Origin of the sequence: Brevibacillus thermoruber 423 (genome assembly GCF_000454065.1) — a bacterium.
Classification (GTDB): domain Bacteria; phylum Bacillota; class Bacilli; order Brevibacillales; family Brevibacillaceae; genus Brevibacillus; species Brevibacillus thermoruber.
Window position 1 is genome coordinate 167,091 of the sequence record NZ_KE695653.1, and the last position, 25,189, is coordinate 192,279.

Consider the following 25,189-nt stretch of genomic DNA (forward strand, 5'->3'; position numbering starts at 1 on the left):
ATGATGGTTTTCCTCATACAATTCCCTTTTTTCGCAAAATATCCTGCCGTTCCGGGCGAACCGATTTTTACCTTCCCTCGGGCCGCTCAGCCGCCGCATAGACCAGTTCGTACGTGACGGGAATGCCCTCCGCTCCGCCAAAACGGCTCCGGTACGCCTCCATCATTTCCGTCAGCAGCCGCCGCTGACCCAACCCGGCGCTGTCCGACGCCGGACCGGTGCTGGCGCCGATCCCCTTGACCGCGTGCAAAAACGAGCGCACGTCCGGATAGTGGAGCCGCACCTCCCGGGTACGTACCCGCACGCCGGCAAAACCGGCCCTATCCAGCATCGCCCGCCACTCGTCCGGCGTGCAGAACGACAGCCCGTGCCGCTGCGGCTCACGCTGGAGCTTGCGGTAGGCCGCCGCGAACGAGTCGTGCAGTTCCCAAAACGTCCGCGGCCCAAAGGTGGCAAAGCGCAGCGAGCCGCCCGGCCGCAGCAGCCGGTACAGCCCCTCCACCGTCCTCTCCGGCTGCCGCAGCCATTGAAAACAGGCGCTGGAGACGATCAGATCGGCCCACTGCTCCGCCTGCTGCCAGACCCATTCCTCGACGTCGGCCAGCACAAACCGGCACGTCTGCCCGGTCGGGCCAAGGCGTCGCCGCGCCGCTTCCAGCATGCCCGGCGCGATGTCCAGCGCCAGGTACTCCGTGCTGCCGCAGCGGCCGCTGAGCAGGCTGGTCAAACCGCCCGTTCCGCAGCCGACTTCCACCACCCGGCGAACCGACTCCGCCGGCGGCATCTCAGCCTCCAGCGCTGCCGCCAGTTCCGCCGCCATCTCCCGCTGCACCAGGGCGTACCGATCGTAGGTGTCCGCCTTATCACTGAACCGTCTGCTAACTGCTGCTTTCCACACCGTGTTCCACCATCCTTTTGATCGCCTCCGCCACCGCCTGACGATGGACGAGCGGCAGCGCGTGGCCGCCCCCGTCGATTGCCTCCAGCCGGGCCGCCGGTATCCTCGCGGCCAATTCCTCCCCTGCCGCGAATGGGCAGATCCCGTCGGCCGTCCCGTGAATCACCAGCGTCGGGCAGGTGATGCTCCCGAGAAGCGGACGGAGGTCTTCCTCGCGCAGGTAGGACAGTCCGGCCGCGAGCGCCGACAGGGGCCATGCGTCGCAAAAAGAGACGGACGGATCGGCACGGTCACGCTGCCGCTCCTCCGCCGTAAACATCGACTGCCAAAACGTCCGCATCACGCCCGTCCGATCCGCGTACAGCGCCCGCTCCATCCGCTGCACCTGCGCGTCCAGCCAGCCAAGCCGCCGCTCCTCGCGGGGACGGACAAACCGCGCCGTCGTGCCGATCAAGACGAGCCCCACGGCCAATCCCTCGGCCGCCAGCCGCTGCGCCAGCATCCCGCCCAGCGACCAGCCGACCGCGATCAGCGGCAGGGAAGCGGTCGATAAGGCCGCCTGACGGGCGATCTCGTAAAACGCTTCAGGCCGGTCCGCCCTGGACAGGTCGGGGACGGTGTGCTCACACTCCGGAAACTGGCTGCGCATGCCGCGCCACGCCTCGTTGGACATCCCCCACCCGTTCAGCCACAGCATCGCCGCCTTCATCCCGTCTCCTCCTCCCGGGCTGCCGCAGCGAACTGCATCTGCCGAATAACCTCCTCCAGCTCCTCACGCGTATGCGTCGCCATCAGGGAAAAGCGGATGCGGGCGGTGCCTTCCGGTACGGTCGGGGGGCGGATGGCGACGGCGGCGATTCCCCGCTCCTCCAGACGTTGACTCAACCGGAGCGCCTGCCTGTTGTCGCCGACGATCCATGGGACGATCGGCGAGTCGCCCTCCCCGACCGCAAAACCGCACGCCTGCAGCCGCCGGCGAAACCAGGCGCTGTTTTCCCTGAGCCGGGTGCGGCGCCAGCCTTCCTCCTGCACCACTTCCAGCGCCTTGCGGACGGCGGCCACCACCATCGGCGGCAGCCCGGTGGAGTAGATCAGCGGACGCGTCTTCGTCACCAGGTAGTCGATCAGCACGCGGTCGGCGCAGATGTAGGCGCCGTACACGCCAAACGCCTTGCTGAACGTGCCCATGATCACATCCACCCGGTCGTGCAGTCCCAGTTCGTGACACAGCCCCTCCCCCCGTCTGCCTCTCACGCCGCCGGCATGGGCCTCGTCCACCATCAGCATCGCGCCGTAGCGCGCTTTGAGCTCCACCAGTTCGCGCAGCGGCGCCGCATCTCCGTCCATGGAAAAGACGGCATCGGTGACGATCAGGGCGCGGCGGTGTCCGGCGTGCTTTTTCAACAGGTGCTCCAGGTGCTCCGGATCGTTGTGGCGGTAGCGGTAATGGCGGGCGCGGCTGAGAATGATGCCGTCGACGATGCTCGCGTGGTTCAGCCGGTCGCTGAACACCGCGTCCTCCCGCCCGACCAGCGCGGCGATTACCCCCAGATTGGCCATGTAGCCGTTGGCGAAGACCAGGGCCGCTTCCCGCTGCTTCCATTCGGCCAGACGTTCTTCCAGATCGGCATACCAGCGGTGATTGCCGCAAATCAACCGGGAGGCGGCCGCTCCCACTCCCCATTGTTCCGCCGCCTGACGGGCGGCATCGGCGATCCGGGGATCGCCCGCCAGGCCCAGGTAGTCGTTGGAGGAGAGGTTCAACAGCCGCCTGCCGCCAACCGTCAGCCATTTGCCGCCTTCCTCCCCGCGGTCGTCCACGATGCGCAGGCACCGGTTCAGGGACTGCTGCCGGAGCGCATCCAGCTCCGCTTCCATCCAGTCGCAAAAGCCGGTTCCGTTCATCCGCCTCACTCCTGCAGCGCGCAGCGCTCAATCTCGAAGCCGAGATCTTCTATCATCTGATGGTCGGTCGTAATCTCCTGGCCGGGCGTGGTCAGGTAATCGCCGACGAAAATGGAGTTGGCCGCGTACAGGGCCAGCGGCTGCAGGGTCCGCAGGTTGACCTCGCGCCCGCCGGCGACGCGGATTTCCTTGGTCGGACAGACAAACCGGAACAGCGCCAGCACCTTGAGCGCACGCAGGGCCGGCGTCCGCCCGTATCCTTCCAGCGGCGTGCCGGGGATCGCGTTGAGGAAATTGACCGGGATGGAATCGGCGTCCAGCTCGCGCAGCGCATACGCCATCTCGACGATCTCCTCGTCGCTTTCTCCCATCCCGATGATCACCCCGGAGCAGGGGGACATCCCCGACTGCTTCACGGTTTCCACCGTTTCCACGCGCTGATCGTAGGTATGGGTCGACGTGATGTTGCTATAGTTGGCGCGGCTGGTATTCAGGTTGTGGTTGTAGCGGTGGACGCCCGCCTCCGCCAGCCGGGCCGCCTGTTCCCCGCTCAACAGACCGAGACACGCGCAGATTTTCAGCGGCATGGTGGCGCGAATCTCCCTGACCGCCTCGATCACCTGCTCCAGCTCCTTGTCCGTGGGGCCCCGTCCGGAGGCGACGATGCAGTAGGTGCCGGCCTTGCGGTTCAGCGCCTCACGCGCTCCCGCCAGGAGGGTCTCCTTGTCCAGCAGCGTGTACTTTTGGATCGGCGCGCTGGAGACGATCGACTGCGAACAGTAGCCGCAGTCTTCGGGACACAGCCCGCTCTTGGCGTTGATGATCATGTTCAGCTTTACCTTTTTCCCGTAGTAGCGCTTTCGAACGCGAAAAGCGGCGTGCATGAGCGGCAGGATGTCGTCATCGTCCGCCCGCAGCACGGACAGCGCCTCCTCCCGCGACAGCCCTTCCCCGGCCAGCGCTTTTTCCGCGTAATCCGTCCAGTTGACGGCCGTCCCCACTCGATTCATCGGCAACCCTCTCCTTTTTGCAGCATGCTTTTCTCCACCCAGCCGCGAATGCGCTCCACATCTGCGTGGCGGCGTATCGCCTCGATCACACCGGCCCGGGTAACGTTCCCTTCCAACCAGGGAATCTGCCCGAGCACGGGCACATCGCCGAATCGTTCAATCATGGCCGCGTTGCTTTCCACGCTCCGGTCGCCGTCGCCCGTGCGGCAGCCGTTCAGGATGACCCCCGCCACCGTGATGCCCCGCTGTCTGGCGTACTCCACCGACAGCAGCGTGTGGTTGATCGTCCCCAGACCGGCACGACCCACGAGCAAAAGCGGCATGCCGAGGCGGGCGGCCAGATCAATCATCATTTCGTTCCTCGTCAAGGGAACCGCCAATCCGCCCGCGCCTTCCACCAGCAGCGCATCGTGCCGACGTTTGAGCGGCTGACCGGACGCGATGATCCGCTCCAGGGAAAGGCTGACGCCCGCCGCCTCGGCGGCAAGCAGCGGGGTCAGCGGCGCGGGAAAGGAAAACGGGGCGATCTCGTCACAGGCGTCGGCTACGCCCGAAAGCGTGCGCAGGCGGTACGAATCCCGCTCTTCTTCCGTTTCTCCCCCCGATTGGACCGGCTTCCATACCCCCAGATCCAGGCCGTCCTCGCGCAGGGCGGCGGCCAGTCCGCCCGTCACAACGGTTTTCCCCACCTCGGTGTCGGTGCCGGCGACGAACAAGCCGGCGAAGCATCCGTCTCCCATCCGTGTCACGCTCCTTTGACCGCGGCTGCCGCGGTTACGTCCTCGATCGATTCCGCCAGAATGCCCACCATCTCCGCCAGTTCGTCCTCCGTGCTGACCAGCGGCGGGATCAGCACGACGACGTTGCCCAGCGGCCGGGTCAGCAGCCCGTTTTCCCGCGCCCGTCGGCAGACCCGGACGCCGATCCGCTCATCCCAGTGATACGGCTCTTTGGTCTGTTTGTCCCGCACCAGTTCGATGCCGACCATAAATCCTTTTTGCCGCACCTCTCCCACGTGGGCAAAATCGGACAGCGGCGCCAGCAGCTTCGCCAGGCGGCGCGATTTTTCCGCCACCCCCTCGACGATCCGCCGCTCTTCCATCAGACGCAAGTTGGCCAGGGCGACGGCGCAGCCGAGCGGATTGCCGGTGTAGGAGTGACCGTGGAAAAACGTCTTCTGCTCCTTGTAGTCGGCGTAAAAGGCGTCGTACACCCGGTCCGTGGTCAGCGTCGCGGCAACCGGCAGATAGCCGCCGGTAATCCCTTTCGCTACCGCCATGATGTCCGGCGTCACGCCTTCGTGCTCGCAGGCGAACATCCTGCCGGTGCGGCCGAAACCGGTAGCCACTTCGTCGGCGATCAGCAGCACGCCGTAGGCCCGGGCCATATCGGCCATCTGCTTCAGGCAGCCGTCGGGCATGATGATCATCCCGCTCGCCCCCTGGACGATCGGCTCCACGATCAGCGCGGCGATCTCGTCCGCCTTCTCGTCCAGCAGCCGCTCCAGACAGGCAAGCGTCTCTTCGGCGGCGGACCGCTCTCCCTCGTGACGATACGGATAGGGGTACGGGATCGTATACGAGGAAAAGAGCAGCGGCCGGTACACCTCGTGGTACAGCGGAATCGCCCCGACACTGACGGCGCCGATCGTATCCCCGTGATAGGCGTTGTTCATGGTGATAAAGGAACGCTTGCCGGTGACGCCGATGTTCTGCCAGTACTGAAACGCCATTTTCAAGGCGATCTCCACGGCGGTCGCCCCGCTGTCGGAGTAGAACACCTTGGTCAAGCCGTCGGGCGCGATGCGGACAAGCTGCTCCGCCAGCAAGATGGACGGCACATTGGCCATGCCCAGCAGGGTGGAGTGCGCCACCTGCTCCAACTGCTCGACAATCGCCCGGTTCAGCTCCGGCACGTTGTGGCCGTGAACGTTCAGCCAGACGGACGAAAACCCGTCGTAATAGGCCTTGCCGTTCACGTCAATCAGCTTGATCCCCTCGCCCCGCGCGATGATCAGCGGGTCTTCCGCCACGTAGTCCTTCATTTGCGTGAACGGATGCCAGAGGTACTGCTTGTTTTTTCGTGCCAATTCTTCGTAGGTATGCGTATGCGACAACCCGGTCCCCTCCTTCGGCACAAATATTCGGAAAACGTTTTGTTAACCACAATTGTATTTTAGTTAACAAATTTTCGCAAAGGATTTTTGGGGACCCCTCCAAAAACAGGACAAAAGACCGGGCCCTTCCCTCGGGAAGAACTCGGTCTTTCGTCGAAATTCGAACTTTTATTTTTTCTGCAGAATCCGGTACAGCGCCACGACGCAAACCGCACGGGTGGTCGGCTTGTTCGGCTCAAACCTGCTGCCGACCGGGTCGATCAGCCCCAGCCCGACGACGTTGGTAATCGACGAAGCAGCCCAGGCGGGCCATGCCTGCTTGTCGGAGAGCGCCTTGGCCGTCGTCCCCTTTTGTTTCAGCACGCGGTCGAGGATCACGGCCGCTTCCGCCCGGGTCACCGGTTGGTCGGGACGGAACGTCTTGTCCGGGTACCCTTTGACCAGCCCTTTGGAGAGCGCCACCTGCACCGCCCCCTGCGCGTACGCCGGGATTTTGTCCTTGAAGGTGAGCTTCGGCGAGGACGGCAGCTCCCACTCGAACGTCCGGGCCAGCAGCGTGACAAACTGGGCGCGGGTCAGCGGGACCTCGGGGCCGAACGTGGTTTCCGTCAGCCCCTTGACCAAGCCTTTTTGCGCCATGTAGGTGATTTCCGCCTTTGCCGGGTGGTTGGCGATGTCCGTGAAGGCGACGCCGCCTCCGTCCAGGTAGTACGGGATGTACGTGCCGTAGGCGTTCACTTCGTACACCCACTGCCCCTTCGCGTTGACGGTGCCGGGGATCTGGTCAAACGTCTTGTTTGCCTCGTTCACGTACAGCAGGCCCACGCCTTTGCCCGGCAGCCACTGCTTCGGCGTCAGCGTCAGCGTCACCGGCGACGTGGAGATTTGGTCCTGCTGGCCTTCCTTCAAAGCGCCCGGCTTGATGGTAAACGAGTAGTCGGCCGGCACGTAACCGGGGAGCGGCTGCTGCACGATCGAATTGACCTTGATCGAGGCCGACTGCAGGAATGACGCCGTACGCACGAACGAATAGCCGAGGTCCAATTCGGCTCCCAGGGAAAGTGTTCCTGGCGTCTCCGGCGCCACGTCCCTGCCGGACGGCTGACTGCCGGCCGTGCTCGGCAGGAGCAGGGAGACCTCGTCGAAGTAAAGCGTTCCCTTGTCGTGCCGGTTGCCGTCATCGGGGCGGTCAACGACGTAGATGCTCTTCAGCTTCAGCGGGTAGGCCGCATTGGCCGGGAAGTACCCCTTGACCTGCTTCCATCCGCTCCAGTCGATCGCCTGGGCCAGGTCGACGTAGACGGTCTTGCCGTTGGCGTCGATAACCTCCGCGCGCAGCCAGTGCTTGCTGTTGTCTCCGTACACCCACAGTCCCATGCCGATCGGTTTGCCCGGAATGGTCACCGGTTGGGACCCGACGCGGCCGTAGGCGATGCGCAGTTCGGTCGCCGGAGCGCCGGAGAAGTTGTAGACCAGCTTGGCTGCCTTGCGGGTGCGGAAGACCGGATCGGATACCGCCGTAAACGATCCGCTGTTGCTGATCGAAGCCGGCACGGCCGCATGGTGCATGCCCGTCTGGTTGTCAAAGGTAAGCCACGGCTGCTCAAACTGCCCGACGACGAACGGCACGCTGGTGGTGACGCCGTCGTACGATACGGTCAGCGTCCCGCTGCCCGGCTCTTGTCCCGCGACGAGCTGCAGCTTGTCGTTTACCGTCGCGGCTGCCGAATTGACGCTGGTCTGGACGCTGAGCGGGGTCGCCTGGAGAAGCTGTCCCTTTTTCGTCTTGATCTTCACGTCCAGGGTAAGCGCCTGTCCGGGCGCGATGGTGATCGGATTGGGCGAGACGACGATCTGCTGCACCTCGCTGCCGGAGATGACGTGCACCTCTTTGCTCGACGCCACGCTGCCCACGCGCGCCGTAACCGACACCTGTCCCGAACGGGTCGGGGTGAAGCGCTGGCCGTTAAACGATCCCGCGTCCCCGGCCTCCCAGACGATGGTGGACGGGTTGACTGCGTACGGCTGGTAGTGGGTGTCGTACGCCTTGGTCGTAAACTCCGCCGTTTGGCCGATCAGCATCTCTGCCGGGCCGAAGATCCGGAAGCCGGCCAGTTCTCCCGGCGGCGCCGTGTTGTACACGGCCAGTCCGGTCGGGACCCGCCGTTCCGCGCCGTCTTTCGGCTGGTTGGCCAGGCTGGCGTGCGTTTCGCCCAACATGCGCACGGCCAAGGTGGTCGAACCGCCGCCGTCGAAGTTCACCGCGCGCCAGGAACCCAGTTCGGCCATGATCTTGGCCAGTTCATCCAGATAGACGCCTTTGCTCGCGTCCACCGTCACCATGTACAGCGTCTTGCCGTCCCGGGAGACGCCGACAGCGGTGCGGGCGTTGATCGAGAGAATCGATTTGTCGGCCGGGAACGAGGGGAGCGGTTTGCCCTGATCGACCAGCAGCACGTTTCCTCCCACCGCCTGTACCCAGTCCTGATTGAGCGGCGTCGTCTGGTACTCGACGGTCGCCCTTGACCCCACCGGGAAGTTTTGCTTCAGGAAGTTGGCCGCCGCGCCGTGTCCCCACAGCACGTAGCCGTTGTACGGTATGTAAAAGCCGGGTTGGTTGATGCGCACTTCCTTGGCCACGTTGTCCACAAACAGTACTTCGACGACGTCCTTGTAGCCGGGAATGGCGCCGAGGCTGGTCTTGCCGAACGCCGGCGTATACAGGTTCAACTGGTTCTCGTGACTTTTCCGCCCTTCGCTGGGATTGTATTCTTCCTTGTTGAGCCCCTGCAGCGGAAACGAATTGCCGTTTTGTGCCGTCACTTTTCCGGTAAAGCCGAATTTTTCGATGGCCGCGTTTTTGTCGCTGGTAATCCCCAGACTGTACCAGTAGGAGATGTGCCCCATCGACGAGATCAACTGCTTGTCCTTCATGACAATGCCAAACGGCGCGCCCCGTTTGGTCATGTTGAAGAAGTCGGCGTTGATGGCCGCAATGGCGCCGGTCTCCCGGGCCATCTGGGTAACCGTCTGCCGCTCGGTCAGCTTGCCGTTGGTGCCGTAGACCGGCTTGACCTCCACGTAGGGATTGTTCAGGTCCACCTTGGTCACCATAACGGTGATCTGCTGGCCTCCGAACGACTTCGTATATTTCTGCAACGTGGTCCCTTCCCCGATCGGGGTCTCCCACATCATCTGCAAGGCGCTTGTTTCCGCCCTCGCCTGTGCCACTTGGACCGCAACCGGCGCAAACGGAACAAAAGCTCCCCACGCTACCGCGGCAGCCGTGAGAAGCGAGACAACCTTCCGCCCTCTCATGTTGGTAACTCCTCTCCTATCTCTCTTGTTTCATACTATCTCAGCTACATAATAGACGCGCGAGAAAGCGGATAGTTTCATATTTTTGGGCACATTCTTTGCTGGAAATACTGACCATCGGGGAAACCTGCCGCACCGCCCGTTTTAGCGGACAGCAAAAAGGAGGCGTTTCATCAACGCCTCCTTGCGATTGTGAAAACGGTGTGTGGGTGAGCAGTCCCCCGGCGTCAGGAGCCGGGACGGAACGGTGCCGGCCGCTCCGCTCTGCGTCCGAAGTGGTGCAAAATCGCCTCGACGATCCGGCGGGAAGCCTCCCCGTCTCCGTACGGATTGGCGGCGCGGGCCATGGCGTCGTACGCGTCGGCATCGCGCAGCAGATGATCGGCCATGGCGTACACCTGGTCCTCGTCGGTTCCGGCCAGCTTCAGCGTGCCGGCCGCGATTCCTTCCGGCCGCTCCGTCGTGTCGCGCAGCACCAGCACCGGCACGCCCAGCGAAGGCGCCTCCTCCTGGACGCCGCCGGAATCGGTCAGAATCAGGTGGGCGCGGCGGGCAAAGTTGTGGAAGTCAAAGGCGTCGAGCGGTTCGATCAGGTGAATGCGCTCGTGTCCCCCCAGCACGTCCTGCGCCACTTCCTGCACAGCCGGGTTGAGGTGGACCGGATAGACGACGGCAATGTCGCCATGTTCGTCGACCAGCCGTCTGACCGCGCGGAAAATCCGGCGCATCGGCTCGCCCAGGTTCTCCCGCCGATGGGCGGTCATCAGCACCATTTTCCGGCCGGCCACGCGCTCCAACACGGGATGGGTGTAATCGTCGCGGACGGTTGTTTTCAGCGCGTCAATGGCCGTGTTGCCGGTGATGTAAATCGCCTCTTCCAGCTTGTTTTCACGCCGCAGGTTCTCCGCCGCCCCCTCGGTCGGCGCAAAGTGCAGGTCGGCCATCACGCCCGTGAGCTGCCGGTTCATCTCCTCCGGGAAGGGGGAGTACTTGTCCCACGTGCGCAGGCCCGCTTCCACGTGGCCGATCGCCACCTGGTTGTAAAACGCCGCCAGGCTGGCGACAAAGGTGGTGGTCGTATCGCCGTGCACCAGAACGATGTCCGGCTTGACTTCCTTCATCACGCCATCCAGCTCTTCCAGGGCGCGGGTGGTAATCTGCACCAGCGTTTGCCGGTCTTTCATGATATTCAAGTCGATGTCCGGCCGGATGTCAAAGATCTCCAGCACCTGGTCCAGCATCTGCCGGTGCTGGGCGGTCACGCAGACAATCGACTCGATCTCGTCCCCATGCTTGTTCAGTTCGTGCACGAGCGGCGCCATCTTGATGGCTTCCGGCCGCGTGCCGAATACGGTCATCACTTTCAGCTTCTTCATCGGATTCCCTCTCCTACTTCGTCCCAAACAGGCGGTCGCCGGCGTCGCCCAGGCCCGGCACGATATAGCCGTGGTCGTTCAGATACTCGTCGATGGCGGCGACGTAGATGTCCACGTCCGGATGCTCGTCCTGCACCAGCTTGATGCCCTCCGGCGCGGCGATCAGACACATCAGCTTCATGTTTTTCGCCCCGCGCTTTTTCAGGGCGGTAATGGCCGCTGCGGCAGACCCCCCTGTCGCCAGCATCGGGTCGATGACAATCAGTTCACGCTCGGCGATATCGGACGGAAGTTTCACGTAGTACTCCACCGGCTGCAGCGTTTCCGGGTCGCGGTACAGGCCGACGTGGCCCACCTTGGCGGCGGGAATCAGTTTCAGCAAACCGTCCACCATGCCCAGACCGGCCCGCAAAATCGGCACCAGCCCCACCTTTTTGCCGGAAATGACGCGAGCTTTACAGGTCGCCACCGGCGTTTCGATGGTCGTCTCCTCCAAGGGCATGTCGCGGGTAATCTCATATCCCATCAAGGTTGCCACTTCGTCTACCAGTTCGCGAAATTCCTTGGTCCCCGTGTTCTTGTCACGGATATAGGTCAGCTTATGCTGGATCAGCGGGTGGTCAAACACGTATACGCGGCTCATGCATGTTCCTCCGTTTCCCTATCAATACATCCTTATCATCATAGCGAAGGAGCGTGTCCACGTCAATTTGCCCAATCTTCACGATCTTCCCCCTCTTCACGGCCATCCCCCGGCCGGCCGCGGCGTTCCCGCCAAGCAAACAAAAACAGACCTCACGGATCGCTCCATGAGGTCTGCTTCCATTTTTTAATCCCGCCGCCGACGGGGCTGTCAGATCGTCAGCCCTTCGTACATCGGAAAGCGCTGGCACAGAGCGGCGACGCGTTGGCGCGCCTCTTCGTGCTTGGCCGCGTCTTCCGGATGCTTCAGGGTGAGCGCGATGATCGACGCCACTTCCTTCATCGCCTCTTCGTCGAAGCCGCGGCTGGTGACCGCCGGCGTTCCCATGCGGACGCCGCTGGTGACGAACGGGCTTTCCGGATCGTACGGAATCGTGTTTTTGTTGGTGGTGATGTTCACTTCGTCCAGCAGGTGCTCCGCCACTTTTCCGGTCAAGCCGAGGTTGCGCACGTCAACCAGCACCAGGTGGTTGTCCGTGCCGCCGGAGACCAGCGTCAGCCCTTCCGCTTTCAGCGCTTCGGCAAAAGCCTGGGCGTTGTTGATGATCTGCTGCGCGTACGCTTTGAATTCAGGCTGCAGCGCTTCGCCGAATGCGACTGCCTTAGCCGCGATCACGTGCATCAGCGGACCGCCCTGCACGCCCGGGAATACCGATTTGTCGATCGCCTTGGCAAACTCTTCCTTGCAGAGAATCAGGCCGCCGCGGGGACCGCGCAGGGTTTTGTGGGTCGTGGAGGTGACAAAGTGCGCATACGGCACCGGATTGGGGTGGAGTCCCGCCGCCACGAGACCGGCGATGTGGGCCATGTCCACCATGAAATACGCGCCGACCTCGTCGGCAATTTCGCGGAACTTGGCAAAGTCGATCGTGCGCGGGTACGCGCTGGCGCCGGCGACGATCAGCTTCGGCTTGTGCTCCAGTGCCTTGGCGCGGACGTCGTCGTAGTTGATCAGGTGGGTATCCTTGTCCACGCCGTACTCCACGAAGTTGTACAGCGTGCCGGAGAAGTTGACCGGGCTGCCGTGCGTCAGGTGTCCGCCGTGGGAGAGGTTCATGCCGAGCACGGTGTCGCCCGGTTTCAGGATGGTAAAGTAGACCGCCATGTTGGCCTGCGCCCCGGAGTGAGGCTGCACGTTGGCGTGCTCCGCCCCGAACAGCTCCTTGACGCGGTCACGGGCGATGTTTTCCGCGATGTCCACATACTCGCAGCCGCCGTAGTAGCGGCGGCCCGGGTAGCCTTCCGCGTACTTGTTGGTCAGAACCGTGCCCATCGCTTCCATCACGGCGCGGCTGACAAAGTTTTCGGACGCGATCAGTTCAATCTTGTCGCGCTGCCTGCCCAGCTCCAGTCGAATCGCTTCCGCCACCTGCGGATCCTGCTTGCGCAAAAACTCTAGCATGGTTTGTCTCCTCCTCTTTACACTCAGGGATATTGGTAGGAATACCGCTTGCCCGACCTAGGTACAGTTCTCCGACGACGGTGTTCGTTCGTAGACCGCCCGGGCTCCGCCGATCAGCTTGGGCCGCGTCCGCGCTGCGGTGACATGGGCTTCCCCCACTGTCCGGCAGGAGGGGCGAATGGGGACGGCGACATGTCTCAGGTGCATCCCGATCAGCGTGTCGCCAATGTCGATGCCGGCGTGGGCGCGAACGTGCTCCACCACGACGGGATCGGCCATGTGGGCGTACGCGTGCGCGGCCATCGAACCGCCCGCCTGCGGCACGGGGACGACCGTCACTTCTTCCAGACCGTAGCGCTCCTGCGTCTCCCGCTCCACGACCAGCGCTCTGTTCAAATGTTCACAACATTGAAAAGCCAGCGCAAAACCGCGTTTTTCCTGAACGGCGCGAATGCCCCGGTAAATGGCGTCCGCCACCTCCCGGCTGCCCGCTTTGCCGATCTGCTTGCCCAGCACCTCACTGGTGCTGCAGCCGATGACGAGAAGCTGGCCCGGCCGCAGCTCGGCCAACTCCGCCACTTCAGAGACGAGCGCGCTCACCTGCCGTTCGATTGCGAGCATGTCCACCTTACTTCACTCCCGCATGTTTGGCTTCAATCGCTGCAATTTTTTCCACGCGGCGCGCGTGACGCCCTCCCTGGAACTCCGTCTCCAGCCAGATTTTGACGATGTCCAGCGCCAGCCCCGGACCAATCACCCGTTCGCCCAAGGCCAGTACGTTGGAGTCGTTGTGCTCGCGGGTCGCCCGCGCGGAAAACGTGTCGTGCACCAGTGCGCAGCGGATGCCGGGCACCTTGTTGGCTGCGATCGACATGCCAATGCCTGTCCCGCATACCAGGATGCCGCGGTCAAATTCCCCGGCCGCCACTTTTTCCGCCACCGGCAGCGCGTAGTCGGGATAATCGACCGAATCTCCGCAGGTGCAGCCGAAGTCTTCAAAGGAAATGTTCATCGAGGTCAGCAGCCCCTTGATTTCCTCCTTCAGTTTGTACCCGCCGTGATCGGCGCCAATCGCCACTTTCATCCTGCCATCCCTCGCTTGTGTCGTGATCTTCTGCCATTATACATCAGAATCCGCATCGTAAAAAGTGAACATTTTTTAGTGGGAAACAAAAAATGTTCGCCCTATCATGCAAAAGAAGGCCCTGGCCCACTGCCAGCACCTCATCCCTTCACAATATGCGCCGCAACGTCAGCCTGTGAACTTGTCAAACAGCCGGTCCAGCGACTCTTCGATTTCCTCCGCGCATCGGCGGTAGTCCTCCACCGTACCGCCAAACGGGTCGGCGATGTCGCTCATCCCTTCCACGCCGACAAATTCCCGCAGTGTGAACACTTTTTCCGCGGCACCGGGAAACATGCCCTGAATCATCGCCTTGTGGCCCTGCGTCATGGTCAGGATCAGATCGGCCCAGGCCACCATTTCATCGTTCAACCGACGGGCCTGATGATCGTGTTCGATGCCCCGTTCCGCCAGCACCTGCAGGACGTGCGGAGAAGCGGGCTGACCGTCGAACGCGGCCACTCCCGCCGAACGGACTTCCCACTGGCCGTCCGCCGCCTTTGCCCTGAACAGCGCCTCCGCCATCGGACTGCGGCAGGTGTTTCCCGTACAGACAAACAAAATTCTCTTCACGTGTCTCTCCCCCTTTCCGGCGGCGCTGCTGCCTGAACAACCTTTCCCGGCGAGCGATTTCAGGATGGCCCGGGAGTTTCCGCGCACCCGCCCGTTTGCTACTGCCGCCGGCGACCGGCGTCACAGCATGAATTTCAGACCAAAACCAAGCAAAATCAGTCCACCTAATACTTCGCTGTACTCGCCCAGCCATCCTCCCATCCTTCGCCCGATCATCAGGCCGCAGTACGCCATCATGCCGCCCATGACGCCAAACAAGGTGACCGCGAGCAGTTTGTTTACCTCCATCAAGCCAAAGGAAAAGCCGACCGTCATCGCGTCCAGGCTGACGCTGACGGCAAACAGCAGCAGTCCCAGTCCTTTCGTGCGCAGAATGCTCTTTTCCTCGCCCTGCACAAACCCGTTCCACAGCATATGCGCACCGATGGCCATCAGTACCGCACCGCCGATAAACACCGCAATATCCCCGACCAACTCGGACAAATACACCCCGACGGCGATCCCCACGAGGGGCATGGCTACGTGGAACAACCCGATGGTGATGCTGACTTTGACGATTTCTCTGAGGCGCATGCCCACCATCCCCACGCCCACCCCCAGCGAAAACGCGTCCATGCTCAGGGCAAAGGCAATCACCAGCAGGGTTAAAAATTGTCCCCAATGAAATATGGTCAGGTCCACGCCGCTCCCCCTCCTGTCTCTTCACCTTATGCGGACAAGAGGGAGTTTAGACGTTTACACGGACAGAATGCGTCCGCCCGCCGCTTTTTCCAGACGGTTCATGACCGCCATTCCCAAGCCGGAGCGGGAAAACGTTTCCCCGACGATAAACTGCACCTGCCGCTCGTCGAACTGCCGCAGCACCGCGTACAGCCGATGCGCCACTTCACCCGGTTCCGCCCGCGATCCGACGGAGAGAACGACGTCGGCTTCGGGACGTTCCCGCCAGTACGAAGCCGCCTCCGCGCTGGCCAGCACGCCGGTGCGCAGCCCGCGGCGCTTGGCCTCGGCGAGCATGCCGCTCATTTTTTCCCGGACGCGCGGCTCTTCTCCTTCGACGAGCCACATCTCGCCCTCCGGAGCGTAGTGGGCGTACTTCATGCCGGGCGAGCGCGGCGTTTCCGCCGAACCGGCGGAGAAGGCGGGGTCCAGCTTCACGGGGCCGATCACCGCTTCCAACTGCTCGCGGGTGACGCCTCCCGGACGCAGGATGATCGGCGGCTCCACCGTAACGTCGATGACCGTCGATTCCACCCCGACACCAGTGGGGCCGCCGTCCAGCACGCCGGCGATGCGGCCGTCCAGGTCGGCCAGGACGTGCGCGGCCGTCGTGGGGCTGGGGCGGCCCGAACGGTTGGCGCTGGGCGCGGCCACCGGCACGCCGGCCTGGCGGATGAGCGCCAGCGCGGCGGGATGGTTCGGCATCCGCACGCCGACCGTGTCCAGCCCGGCAGTCACCAGCGAGGCCACCCGGTCCGTCTTGGGCAGGATCAGCGTCAACGGTCCGGGCCAAAACGCGTCCATCAGCCGGCGGGCCTTCTCCGGTACCGCTTCGGCAACCGTCTGCAGTTGTGCTTCATCGGCAATGTGGACAATCAGCGGGTTGTCGCCGGGTCTCCCTTTTGCCAGAAATATTTTTTCCACAGCGTCGTCCGACAATGCATTCGCCCCCAACCCGTAAACGGTTTCCGTGGGAAAGGCGACGACCTCCCCGTCGCGGAGCAGGTGGGCGGCATCCACAATCTGTGAACAACCCTGCCAATTTTCCACAGCGTTCTCCACATGGTTATTCACAGTCCATAGCTTTGTTACCCGATGCTGTTCCATCTTGGCGAATATCCTTTCCTTATGCTCGTTTCACAACAATTTGTGCCTTTAGTATAGAGGTGATGATACAAGTTTTCAACAGGCTGTGGGTAACCTGTGAATAAGTTTCTCTTTTTTCAGAACGTTTCATCGCCGATATGCAAAACGACACCGCGGCGTGACCGGGTGTCGTTTTCTCGTGATCAGGAGAAGAGGGCCGTCAGTTTTTCCCAGAGGAAAAAGCGCACTTCCACGTTCGGCTGAGCGGCCGTCGTCTCCCTGTCGTCTGTCGTCTGCCGTTCTTCGCCGGCCGGCTGCCGCTCCGTTTTCGCGACGTGACCTGCGGCTTCGTACGGATTCACCGCTTGATCCGCTGCCGGTTGGTCCGTTCGGCCGGCCGTTTCCGCATCGCCGAACCAGCGGGCTTCCAGGCGAGCCTGACGCCGTTCCTCGAAGGCGTCCCGTACGGCGTCGACGTCAGCCATCACGGCCGGTAGCGTCGGCTGCTCTGCCGCCGCCTCCGCTCGTCCGTCGGCTTGTCCTGACGGAGCGGGCTCGGTTGGGGACGCGGCGGACGCCGCCTGGACCGCGTCGCCGTTGGACATGTCGATGAAACAAAGCGGCGGAAACAGGACGCACCACCAGTTTTGCCCCTTCGCTTCGCCGATGCGGACGCGCAGTGCCTCGTAGTCCCCGGCGGGGTACACGTACGACCCGTACAGTTTGGTCGGGAACGGAACGCGACCGAAATCAACCACGGCCGGGTAGGCAAAGCCCCGTTCCCGGATCGTCTTGTCCACAAGCTGCTGCAGTTCCGGCAGCCGGGCCGCCACCACCTGGCGGGCCTCCTCGTAGGAGCGGATCTCCGTGACCCACTCGTTCATCTGTGCGACGATTGCGTCGCGCACTTCCCGTTTCAGCCATTGATCCTGCATGGAATCGCTGTTCGCGATAATCCGCAGCCGGATCGACTCCTGAGGGATCGGCCCGTTGTCCAGCACATTGGCCGCCGTAAGCTGTCCCTCCCAGCTCATCATCAACATCAAAACACTGAATGCCGCCAACCAGAACCGCTTCATGTTCATCCTTCTCCCTTTCTCATACGGATGCTGCGAATCTCTTTTTCTAGCAACCAGTATGGACGGAATCTAGCGAAAACATACGCGGTTCTGGCAACGTTTCCAGCGAAACACATCGCGGTTCGCGACGGCTGCGAGACGAATGGCCACAACGATCGTACGGCTCAAGTGACACGCGTCTCAGCGGTGCAAGGTAGATAAACCCGCCCGCCCGACGACGACCCGCTCGATCCCCGCCAGATCGGGAACGATCTCCACCTCGTCGATCACGCCGGAAGCCTTCATCAGGCCAGCGACGTCACGGGACTGATGAATGCCCACTTCAAACGCGACGAGACCCGGCCGTTTCAGCACCGCAGGCAGCGCCTCGCACAGGCGGCGGTAGCAGTCCAGTCCGTCCGCCCCTCCATCCAGCGCCAGCCGGGGTTCGTACGCCCGCACTTCCGCGTCCAGCGTGTCGACCACGGCAGTCGGAATATAAGGAGGATTGGAGACCAGAATGTCCACCTGCAGCCCCTCCGCCACCAGCGGCTGGACGAGGTCTCCCTGCAAAAAGCGGACGTGGGCGCCCAACTGTTCCGCGTTTTCGCGGGCGATGGCGGTCGCGTCGGGTGAAAGATCCACCGTGCTCACCCGCCAGTGCGGCCGTTCGCAGGCGAGCGTGACACAGATGGCTCCGCTGCCCGTGCCGATGTCCGCAACGGCGAGCGGCTGCTCCGCCGGCCAGATGTCATCGGCCCGCCGCAACACCTGTTCCACCAGAATCTCCGTCTCCGGCCGGGGAATCAGCACACCAGGACGGACGCGAAAGGGACGGCCGTAGAACTCCTGCGTGCCGATCATGTACTGGATCGGTTCGCGGCGCGCCCGGCGCCGGCACAGGCCGATCAGGCGCTCCAGGGCGTCGGCGGGCATCGGTTCGCCCAGGGAAATCAAATAGCGGGTGCGGTCCCATCCGAGGCAGTGGCGGAGCAGCAGTTCCGCTTCAAACGGCGGATCCGCCACGCCCGCCTCGCGTAAAAAGGAAGAAGCCCGTGCCAGGGCTTCCCGTACTGTCGTCACATCCGGCCACTCACGCTGTGCTTGCATGGCTCTTCAACAGCTCCGTCTGTTCGTGCATGATCAGGTTGTCGATGACTTCGTCCAGCTCGCCTTCCAGAATCGATTCCAGACGGTGCAGCGTCAGACCGATGCGGTGATCGGTGACGCGGCTCTGCGGAAAGTTGTAGGTGCGAATCCGCTCGCTGCGGTCGCCCGTCCCCACCAGGCTCTTGCGGGTGGCGTCCTGCTCCGCCATCTGCTGCTGCTGATAGTAGTCCAGCAGGCGGGCGCGCAGTACGCGCAGCGCCTTTTCCTTGTTGGAGTTCTGCGACTTTTCGTCCTGACAGGAGACCACGATGCCGGTCGGAATGTGGGTCACCCGCACCGCCGACTTCGTGGTGTTGACGCTCTGCCCGCCAGCGCCGCTGGAACAGAACGTGTCGACGCGGATGTCTTTTTCGTTCAGTTCCACTTCCACTTCTTCCGCTTCCGGCAGCACCAGGACCGTCGACGTGGAGGTGTGAATCCGCCCGCCCGACTCCGTGGCCGGAATGCGCTGCACGCGGTGCGCGCCGCTTTCAAACTTCAGCTTGCTGTAAGCCCCGCGCCCGCTGACGGAAAAGACGATTTCCTTGTAGCCGCCGATGTCCGTCGGGTTGGCTTCCAGCACTTCCACCTTGAAGCCGTGCCGCTCCGCGTAGCGGGTGTACATGCGGAACAAATCGGCCGCAAACAGCGCCGCTTCGTCGCCTCCCGCCGCCCCGCGGATCTCCATGATGACGTTTTTCTCGTCGTTCGGATCTTTCGGCAGCAGCAGGATTTTCAAACGGCCCTCAAGCTGTTCCTTGCGCTTGCTCAGATCGGAAATTTCCATCTTTACCATTTCGCGCATCTCGTCGTCCAGCTTTTCCTCCAGCATCGCCTTGGCATCCTCAAGCTGGCTTACGACCGATTTATATTCACGGTAGACGACCACGGTCTCTTCCAAAGAGGACTGCTCCTTGGACAGTTCGCGCAGTCGTTTCGTATCGTTGATGACGTCGGGGTCACAAAGGAGATTGGTCACTTCTTCATAACGCTCTTCAACCGCAGATAAGCGCTCGAACACTGCATTTCACCCCACCGTTAAAATACTGTCTATTATAACAGATAAATTATAGAGGCAGATGTGGAAAAAGTCAAAACGGCTTCTTTTCAAGGTGATGATTGGAAAAAGCGTGCCGCAGCAGCACGAAAGAAACGGCAAAAGCAGGCAAACAGGCCCGGCATGGCCGAGCCTCCAGACTGAAAACAAAGCGATTGCATCGAAGGAGAAGCATGTTTCCAGGCACAGCGGCTGGTGAGCCCGACCGAGCCGAACAGCGAGCTGCGGGAAAGAGAAGCGCCACCCTGGCATGGGCTGCGAAACGATGCGGCTGTGGCGATCCCCCGCAACCCGGTGCGGAGCAGGCCGGGCTGGTATCAGGTCCAGCCCGTGACCGGCGCAGCCTCGGACGGGGAATCAGCGATGGTATCCGTCGTTTGAGGTGATGTGAAAATCGTAGCGCGGCACTTTTTGACGCAGGGCGGCGATCACCTGCTGTTCGATGGACCGGGCCTGGGCGGCCGTCACGTTGGGGATCAGATCCAACGTAACATATGCGTTTCCGCCGCTCAGGGTGATTCGCGCGTTTTCCACGCCCGGCACCGATTTGGCCATGGCTTCCATGTTGTCCATATCGATCTGCGTGGAACGCACGTTGGAGTGGCCGATGATCACATTGGGGTTTTGGTTGCGCCCCATCAAGCCGTCCCGGTCTTCCAGCGGAGACGCTCCGCGGTCGATGATGTCCCCGTCCCGGTCGCTTTTGATGGTCGCGTGCTGCTGTGGATCGTAACTTTGCGCGCCGTAGCTCCGCTCCTGCGGCATCGTCCGGCCGCACCCGGCGGTCAGGGGGGATGCCAACAAAACTGCGGCCAGCACGCCCAGGGTACTTTTCCAAAAGGACTGGCATCGCATAAAAAAGCCACCTCCTGTTTGCCTTATTGTGCGCATCGCAGGCGACGGCCATTCACAGGCAAACAGGGGAGGCCTTCACGAGAGCGGAACCCCCTCAAGCGGGGGCCATCCTCAGTACGCAGCCGGCGGGTGGTAGTAGTGGCGGCGGCAGACGCTGCTGTAGGTGTCGTTTCCGCCGATCTCGATCGTCTCTCCGGTGTAAACGGGGCGGCCGTCCTTGAACTTGAGGATGTGGGTCGCTTTTTTGTTGCAGTAGACGCACACGGTCTTGATCTCCTCGATCTTGTCCGCTTCGCACAGCAAATGGGAACTGCCCGGGAACAACTGGTTCTTGAAGTCTTTCAACAGCCCGTACACGATCACCGGGATGTCCAGCTCATCCACGATTTTGACCAACTGCTCCACATGCTGTTTGCCGAGAAACTGGCCCTCGTCCACCAGGACGCAGTGCGGCCGGCTCTCCTCCCCGGCGACGATCGCAAAGATGTCCGTATCGTCGCTGATCGGAATGGCTTCCCGGCTGATTCCCACACGCGAAGCCACCTTGCCGACACCGTACCGGTCGTCGATGGCCGGGGTAAACACCAGCACTTTTTTGCCTGACTGCTCGTAGTTGTGAGCCACCGTCAATAACTGGATTGATTTGGAAGCATTCATCGCCCCATAGCGAAAATAGAGTTGTGCCACCTGTCTGTCTCCCTTTGCGTTCATTTTCCCTTCCGGCGATGCCGCGCGGGCTCCCCCGTCTGCGTCATTCGTCCGGGCTTCTGGCTCTATTGTAGGGGTACATGCCGCAGAACGGAACGTTTTTTGCCGAAAAAGCAAAAACCAGGCAGCGATCCTGCCTGGTTCTTCTTCCCGATTAGGAAAGATTGTATTTGCGTTTGAAGCGGTCTACACGGCCGCCGGCATCTACGAATTTTTGCTTACCGGTGAAGAACGGGTGGCAGTTGGAGCAGATCTCCACGCGCAGCGCTTGCTTCACGGAGCCGGATTCGAATTCGTTGCCGCAGGCACACGTTACTTTCACAATGTTGTAGTTCGGGTGAATGCCTTGTTTCATCCTAATTACACCTCTTTTCCGCCCTGAATCGTTTGCCGAAACAGAGTTATATACAAACACACATACAAGATAGTAGCACGGTTCGGACCGAAATGCAACAGATTCGCGGTTACGCCATGTTTTTCCGGCGGCGCAGCTCCGCCGGCGGCACGTGCGTAAACGAGCCGATCACCACGTCTGGCAGCTCCTGCTGATAGATCTCGATCGCCTGCTTCATCCCGAACACTTCCCCCTTGGCCGGCGGAATCATCGCCAGGTAGCTCTCCGGATCGATGTTGAGATTGCGCAGTTGGATCAGCTTGATGCCGGTCCGGCGGATGAAGTTGATCATCGCCTCCATCTCCTCTTCACGGTCAAAGACCCCCGGGAAACAGAGGTAGTTGATCGACGTGTACACGCCCTTGGAAGCGGCGTACTCCGCCGAGCGGGCCACGTTTTCCAGCGTGTAGTGGCGCGGCCGGTAGTAGGCGTTGTAGTGTTCGTCGATGGCGCTGATGATGCTGATCCGCATCAGGTCCAGTCCGGCGTCCACGATGCCTTTGATGTGGTCGGTCAGCCCGGCGTTGGTGTTGATGTTGATGTAGCCCATGTCGGTCTGCTCGCGGACGCGGCGCATCGCCGGAATGATGATGGAGGCCATCGTGGACGGCTCCCCTTCACAGCCTTGGCCAAAGCTGATGATGCTCTCCGGTGTCTGCAGGTGATGGAGCATCACCTCCACCAGCTCGTCCTCCGTCGGCTTGAAGTTCATCCGCGTCTGCGGAGACGGGAAGCCGCTGTCCTCCGGCTGTTCGGAAATGCAGCCGTAACAGCCGGCGTTACAGGTGTAGGAGACCGGCAGACTGCCCTCCCAGCGGTTGAAAAAGTTGTTGGAGGCGGTCAGGCACTCGTATTCCAGCGCACAGTGGGAGAGGTGGCGCAAAATCCGGTTGTTCGGAAACAGCTCCAGTGTCCGTTCCACCCGCTGGCGAAGCTCGTCCATCGGAAAGTTGAGCGGGTTCCATTGGTATGGATCATCGCTCTGCCGGCCGGCCACCCAGAAGCTGCCGTCTTTCCACACCACGGCCGTATAACCGAACAGAGGGAGCTTGCTGTTTTTGTCGGTCTTGATGTAGCCCGGCAGAAGCAGCCGGGTAAACCCCTGAGGAATCAAGGCGCCAACCGCCGTGTACCCGTCCAGCTTCACCATCTCGCCCGTGTCCGGGTCCATGCCGATCGGCACCGTGTCCGGCAGGCTGACCAGCGTCGCTCCCTCCGGCAGGGGAATCAGTTCGTCTTCCAAAATCTCCGTCAGGATATCGCCGTTACGTGCCACCGCGAGCAGTCCCGGGTGGTCGTAGACGTTGCCGTTTTCGTCTGCGTATACCAAAAACATCGAAAAATCGCCTCGCTTTGTTCGCTCAGCCCATTGTAACGCAACGGCACGTCAAAGTAAATGTGAAGGGTTACCTGCTCAAGTAGCGCAGCGGATTGATCGGCACGTCGTCCTGCCGCACCTCGAAGTGCAGATGGTACCCGGTGGAATCGCCGGTTCGCCCCATGTAGCCGAGAACCTCCCCCCGCTCCACATACTGGCCCGGCGACACGAGAATTTTGCGCATGTGGGCGTAGTAGGTTTGCAGCCCGTCTCCGTGATCGAGAATGACCATAAAGCCGTAGCCGGGATGGCCGCCCCCGGCTTCCACGACGACGCCTTCCTTGGCGGCGTGAATGGGGGTCCGCCCCTCGTCCTGGTTCCACATGTCGATTCCCTTGTGCATCTTCCCCCAGCGTGTGCCGAAGCCGCTGGTGACGGTCGCCTGCTTGACCGGCCAATCCAGCGCGCGGGAACGGCTTGACTGGCGGCTGGCCGCCTGCACCACGCCGCGCCGCTTCTGCCACTCCTTCGCCGTCACCGATTGCGAGTCGGTGACAGGGATCTGGATGGTTTGGCCGATGTAGAGGTTGTCCGACATCAGCCGAAGCAGCGGATTGCGCTCCAGCAGCAGTTCCTTGCTTACGCCGTACCGGCGGGCAATATTGTCCAAGGTCTCGCCGCGGCGGACGGAATGGGTCACGTCGCCCTGGCTGAGTTTCAGCTTCATGCCGATTCCCACGAGGTTGGGGTTGGCCATCCTGTTCAGTTCCACCAGTTGTTTCAGGGACAGGCCGTACCGGTGAGCAATGCCGGACAGCGTGTCGCCCGGCTGAACCGTATAGGTCATCACATCGCTCCGGTTGGCCGGGGTCGGCTTGGTCAGAGAGGCGTAGGGATTAAACGCCTGAAACAGCACCTGTTCCGCCACCGCCTGCTTGATCTCTTCCCTTCCGCCCCAATCGGCGGACATCTGCGCGAACTCCACAGCCGCTCCTCCTTTCTGCGGTTCCGCCTTTGCCATGGGCGCGGCGGCCGCCGCACGTTCCAGAAACTCTGCTTTTACCGTATGCCTGGTCCCGAAAAAAAATGACGGCGAGTTGGTTACCCCGCCGTCACGTTTGCTTGTTTTCCGCGAATTTTATTGGGTTCAAACGTCTGCAAAAATTCTTCGTTGGTCTTGGTCTCCGCCAGTCGTTTGAGGAACGAATCGACGAATTCCGGCGTTTCGTTCATGCTTTTGCGAATCGCCCACAGCTTTTCCAGCTCTTCTTTGGAAAGCAGCAGCTCTTCGCGGCGGGTGCCCGAGCGGCGAATGTCGATCGCCGGGAAGATGCGCCGTTCCGCCAGTTTGCGGTCCAGGTGCAGCTCCATGTTGCCCGTCCCTTTGAATTCTTCGTAAATCACGTCGTCCATGCGGGAGCCGGTCTCTACCAGCGCGGTCGCCAGGATGGTCAGGCTGCCGCCCTCCTCGATATTGCGGGCCGATCCGAAAAACCGCTTGGGCCGGTGAAACGCGGCCGGGTCGATCCCGCCGGACAGCGTCCGTCCGCTGGGCGGAATCACCAGGTTGTAGGCGCGCGCCAGACGGGTGATGGAGTCGAGCAGGATGACGACGTCCTTTTTGTGTTCCACCAATCGTTTTGCCCTCTCCAACACCAGTTCCGCCACTTTGATGTGGTTTTCCGGCAGCTCGTCAAACGTGGAGGCAACGACCTCCCCCTTGACGGAGCGCTGCATGTCGGTTACCTCTTCCGGCCGTTCGTCGATCAACAGGACAAACAGGTGAATGTCCGGCCGATTTTCCGTAATGCTGTTGGCGATCTCTTTAAGCAGCATGGTTTTTCCCGCTTTGGGCGGCGCCACGATCAAGCCGCGCTGGCCAAGCCCGACAGGGGCGATGAGGTCCATCAGGCGTGCGGAAATGCGCTCCGGGACGGTTTCCAAAACGAGTTTGTTTTGAGGGTATAACGGTGTCAAGGCGGGGAAGTGAAGGCGTTCGGCGGCTAATTCGGGGTCTTCTCCGTTTACGGCTTCCACCTGCAGCAGCCCGAAATACCGTTCGTTTTCCTTGGGCGGCCGCACCTTGCCGGATACCAGGTCCCCCATCCGCAGATCAAATCGGCGAATCTGCGACTGGGAGATGTAAATGTCCTCCGAGCTGGGGAGGTAGTTGATGGGGCGCAGGAATCCGTAGCCCTCGGGGAGGATTTCCAGCACCCCTTCCATAAACATCAGACCGTCCCGTTCCGCCCTGGCTCGCAGGATGGCAAAGATCAGTTCCTTTTTCTTCAGTTGGGAATAGTACGGGATCTGGTATTCCTTTGCCAGCTTGTACAGTTCGGTCAGCTTCTTTTCTTCTAGTTCGGAAAGTAACATGATTCCACCACTCTTTGTTTTCTCATCATCTATTCTCGTCCGATC

24 protein-coding genes are annotated in these 25,189 nt (G+C 61.9%); all 24 read right to left on the bottom strand.

Annotation, left to right across the window (positions count from 1 at the left end):
• Positions 1–67: 67 nt before the first annotated feature.
• Positions 68–898, bottom strand: a complete 831-nt coding sequence (gene bioC, locus M516_RS0118170; protein ID WP_029100376.1) for a malonyl-ACP O-methyltransferase BioC — start codon at positions 896–898, stop codon at positions 68–70.
• On the bottom strand, positions 879–1,607 hold the full coding sequence (locus M516_RS0118175) for an alpha/beta fold hydrolase (RefSeq protein WP_029100377.1): 729 nt from the start codon (positions 1,605–1,607) through the stop codon (positions 879–881). The genes bioC and M516_RS0118175 overlap by 20 nt, the downstream gene beginning before the upstream one ends.
• Positions 1,604–2,803 carry an 8-amino-7-oxononanoate synthase gene (gene bioF / locus M516_RS0118180; RefSeq protein ID WP_029100378.1) on the bottom strand — a complete coding sequence of 400 codons (1,200 nt, stop codon included), beginning with the start codon at positions 2,801–2,803 and terminating at the stop codon, positions 1,604–1,606. The genes M516_RS0118175 and bioF overlap by 4 nt, the downstream gene beginning before the upstream one ends.
• Positions 2,804–2,808: 5 nt before the next feature.
• On the bottom strand, positions 2,809–3,813 hold the full coding sequence (gene bioB / locus M516_RS0118185) for a biotin synthase BioB (RefSeq protein ID WP_029100379.1): 1,005 nt from the start codon (positions 3,811–3,813) through the stop codon (positions 2,809–2,811).
• A complete protein-coding gene (gene bioD / locus M516_RS0118190; protein ID WP_029100380.1) occupies positions 3,810–4,553 on the bottom strand; it encodes a dethiobiotin synthase in 744 nt (247 codons plus the stop codon). The genes bioB and bioD overlap by 4 nt, the downstream gene beginning before the upstream one ends.
• Positions 4,554–4,558: 5 nt before the next feature.
• Positions 4,559–5,929, bottom strand: coding sequence for an adenosylmethionine--8-amino-7-oxononanoate transaminase (gene bioA / locus M516_RS0118195; protein ID WP_029100381.1), 1,371 nt, complete (start codon positions 5,927–5,929; stop codon positions 4,559–4,561).
• 168 nt (positions 5,930–6,097) lie between these two features.
• Positions 6,098–9,247 (bottom strand): phosphodiester glycosidase family protein, encoded by a 3,150-nt coding sequence (locus M516_RS0118200; RefSeq protein WP_029100382.1) that lies wholly within the window; start codon positions 9,245–9,247, stop codon positions 6,098–6,100.
• A gap of 227 nt (positions 9,248–9,474) precedes the next feature.
• A complete protein-coding gene (wecB, locus tag M516_RS0118205; RefSeq protein WP_029100383.1) occupies positions 9,475–10,623 on the bottom strand; it encodes a non-hydrolyzing UDP-N-acetylglucosamine 2-epimerase in 1,149 nt (382 codons plus the stop codon).
• 13 nt (positions 10,624–10,636) lie between these two features.
• Entirely contained in the window at positions 10,637–11,266 is a 630-nt protein-coding gene (gene upp, locus M516_RS0118210; RefSeq protein WP_029100384.1) for a uracil phosphoribosyltransferase, read from the bottom strand.
• A 210-nt stretch (positions 11,267–11,476) separates the two neighbouring features.
• Positions 11,477–12,727: a serine hydroxymethyltransferase gene (locus tag M516_RS0118220; protein WP_029100385.1), complete on the bottom strand. Its 1,251-nt coding sequence runs from the start codon at positions 12,725–12,727 to the stop codon at positions 11,477–11,479.
• Positions 12,728–12,784: 57 nt separating this feature from the next.
• On the bottom strand, positions 12,785–13,354 hold the full coding sequence (locus M516_RS0118225; RefSeq protein WP_029100386.1) for a TIGR01440 family protein: 570 nt from the start codon (positions 13,352–13,354) through the stop codon (positions 12,785–12,787).
• Between the two features lies 1 nt (position 13,355).
• Positions 13,356–13,811: a ribose 5-phosphate isomerase B gene (rpiB, locus tag M516_RS0118230; RefSeq protein ID WP_029100387.1), complete on the bottom strand. Its 456-nt coding sequence runs from the start codon at positions 13,809–13,811 to the stop codon at positions 13,356–13,358.
• A gap of 168 nt (positions 13,812–13,979) precedes the next feature.
• Complete coding sequence (locus M516_RS0118235) at positions 13,980–14,423, bottom strand: low molecular weight protein arginine phosphatase (protein ID WP_029100388.1); 444 nt, start codon at positions 14,421–14,423, stop codon at positions 13,980–13,982.
• Between the two features lie 120 nt (positions 14,424–14,543).
• The gene (locus M516_RS0118240; protein WP_029100389.1) at positions 14,544–15,104 is read right to left on the bottom strand and encodes a manganese efflux pump MntP; all 561 of its coding nucleotides are present in this window, start codon (positions 15,102–15,104) and stop codon (positions 14,544–14,546) included.
• A 54-nt stretch (positions 15,105–15,158) separates the two neighbouring features.
• Positions 15,159–16,250, bottom strand: a complete 1,092-nt coding sequence (locus M516_RS0118245) for an L-threonylcarbamoyladenylate synthase (RefSeq protein ID WP_029100390.1) — start codon at positions 16,248–16,250, stop codon at positions 15,159–15,161.
• A gap of 182 nt (positions 16,251–16,432) precedes the next feature.
• Positions 16,433–17,308: a stage II sporulation protein R gene (gene spoIIR / locus M516_RS0118250; protein WP_029100391.1), complete on the bottom strand. Its 876-nt coding sequence runs from the start codon at positions 17,306–17,308 to the stop codon at positions 16,433–16,435.
• A 180-nt stretch (positions 17,309–17,488) separates the two neighbouring features.
• On the bottom strand, positions 17,489–18,397 hold the full coding sequence (gene prmC / locus M516_RS0118255) for a peptide chain release factor N(5)-glutamine methyltransferase (RefSeq protein ID WP_029100392.1): 909 nt from the start codon (positions 18,395–18,397) through the stop codon (positions 17,489–17,491).
• Positions 18,381–19,457, bottom strand: coding sequence for a peptide chain release factor 1 (gene prfA, locus M516_RS0118260; protein ID WP_029100393.1), 1,077 nt, complete (start codon positions 19,455–19,457; stop codon positions 18,381–18,383). Before prfA ends, prmC begins: the two co-directional genes overlap by 17 nt.
• A 393-nt stretch (positions 19,458–19,850) precedes the next feature.
• Positions 19,851–20,348 carry a sporulation protein gene (locus M516_RS0118270; RefSeq protein ID WP_029100394.1) on the bottom strand — a complete coding sequence of 166 codons (498 nt, stop codon included), beginning with the start codon at positions 20,346–20,348 and terminating at the stop codon, positions 19,851–19,853.
• A 111-nt stretch (positions 20,349–20,459) separates the two neighbouring features.
• On the bottom strand, positions 20,460–21,035 hold the full coding sequence (locus M516_RS0118275) for a thymidine kinase (RefSeq protein WP_029100395.1): 576 nt from the start codon (positions 21,033–21,035) through the stop codon (positions 20,460–20,462).
• Between the two features lie 175 nt (positions 21,036–21,210).
• Positions 21,211–21,411, bottom strand: coding sequence for a 50S ribosomal protein L31 (gene rpmE / locus M516_RS0118280; protein WP_029100396.1), 201 nt, complete (start codon positions 21,409–21,411; stop codon positions 21,211–21,213).
• A 109-nt stretch (positions 21,412–21,520) separates the two neighbouring features.
• Positions 21,521–22,786 (bottom strand): radical SAM family protein, encoded by a 1,266-nt coding sequence (locus M516_RS0118285; protein ID WP_029100397.1) that lies wholly within the window; start codon positions 22,784–22,786, stop codon positions 21,521–21,523.
• A 70-nt stretch (positions 22,787–22,856) separates the two neighbouring features.
• A complete protein-coding gene (locus tag M516_RS0118290; protein WP_029100398.1) occupies positions 22,857–23,753 on the bottom strand; it encodes a peptidoglycan DD-metalloendopeptidase family protein in 897 nt (298 codons plus the stop codon).
• A 116-nt stretch (positions 23,754–23,869) separates the two neighbouring features.
• Positions 23,870–25,144 carry a transcription termination factor Rho gene (gene rho / locus M516_RS0118295; RefSeq protein WP_029100399.1) on the bottom strand — a complete coding sequence of 425 codons (1,275 nt, stop codon included), beginning with the start codon at positions 25,142–25,144 and terminating at the stop codon, positions 23,870–23,872.
• Positions 25,145–25,189: the final 45 nt, after the last annotated feature.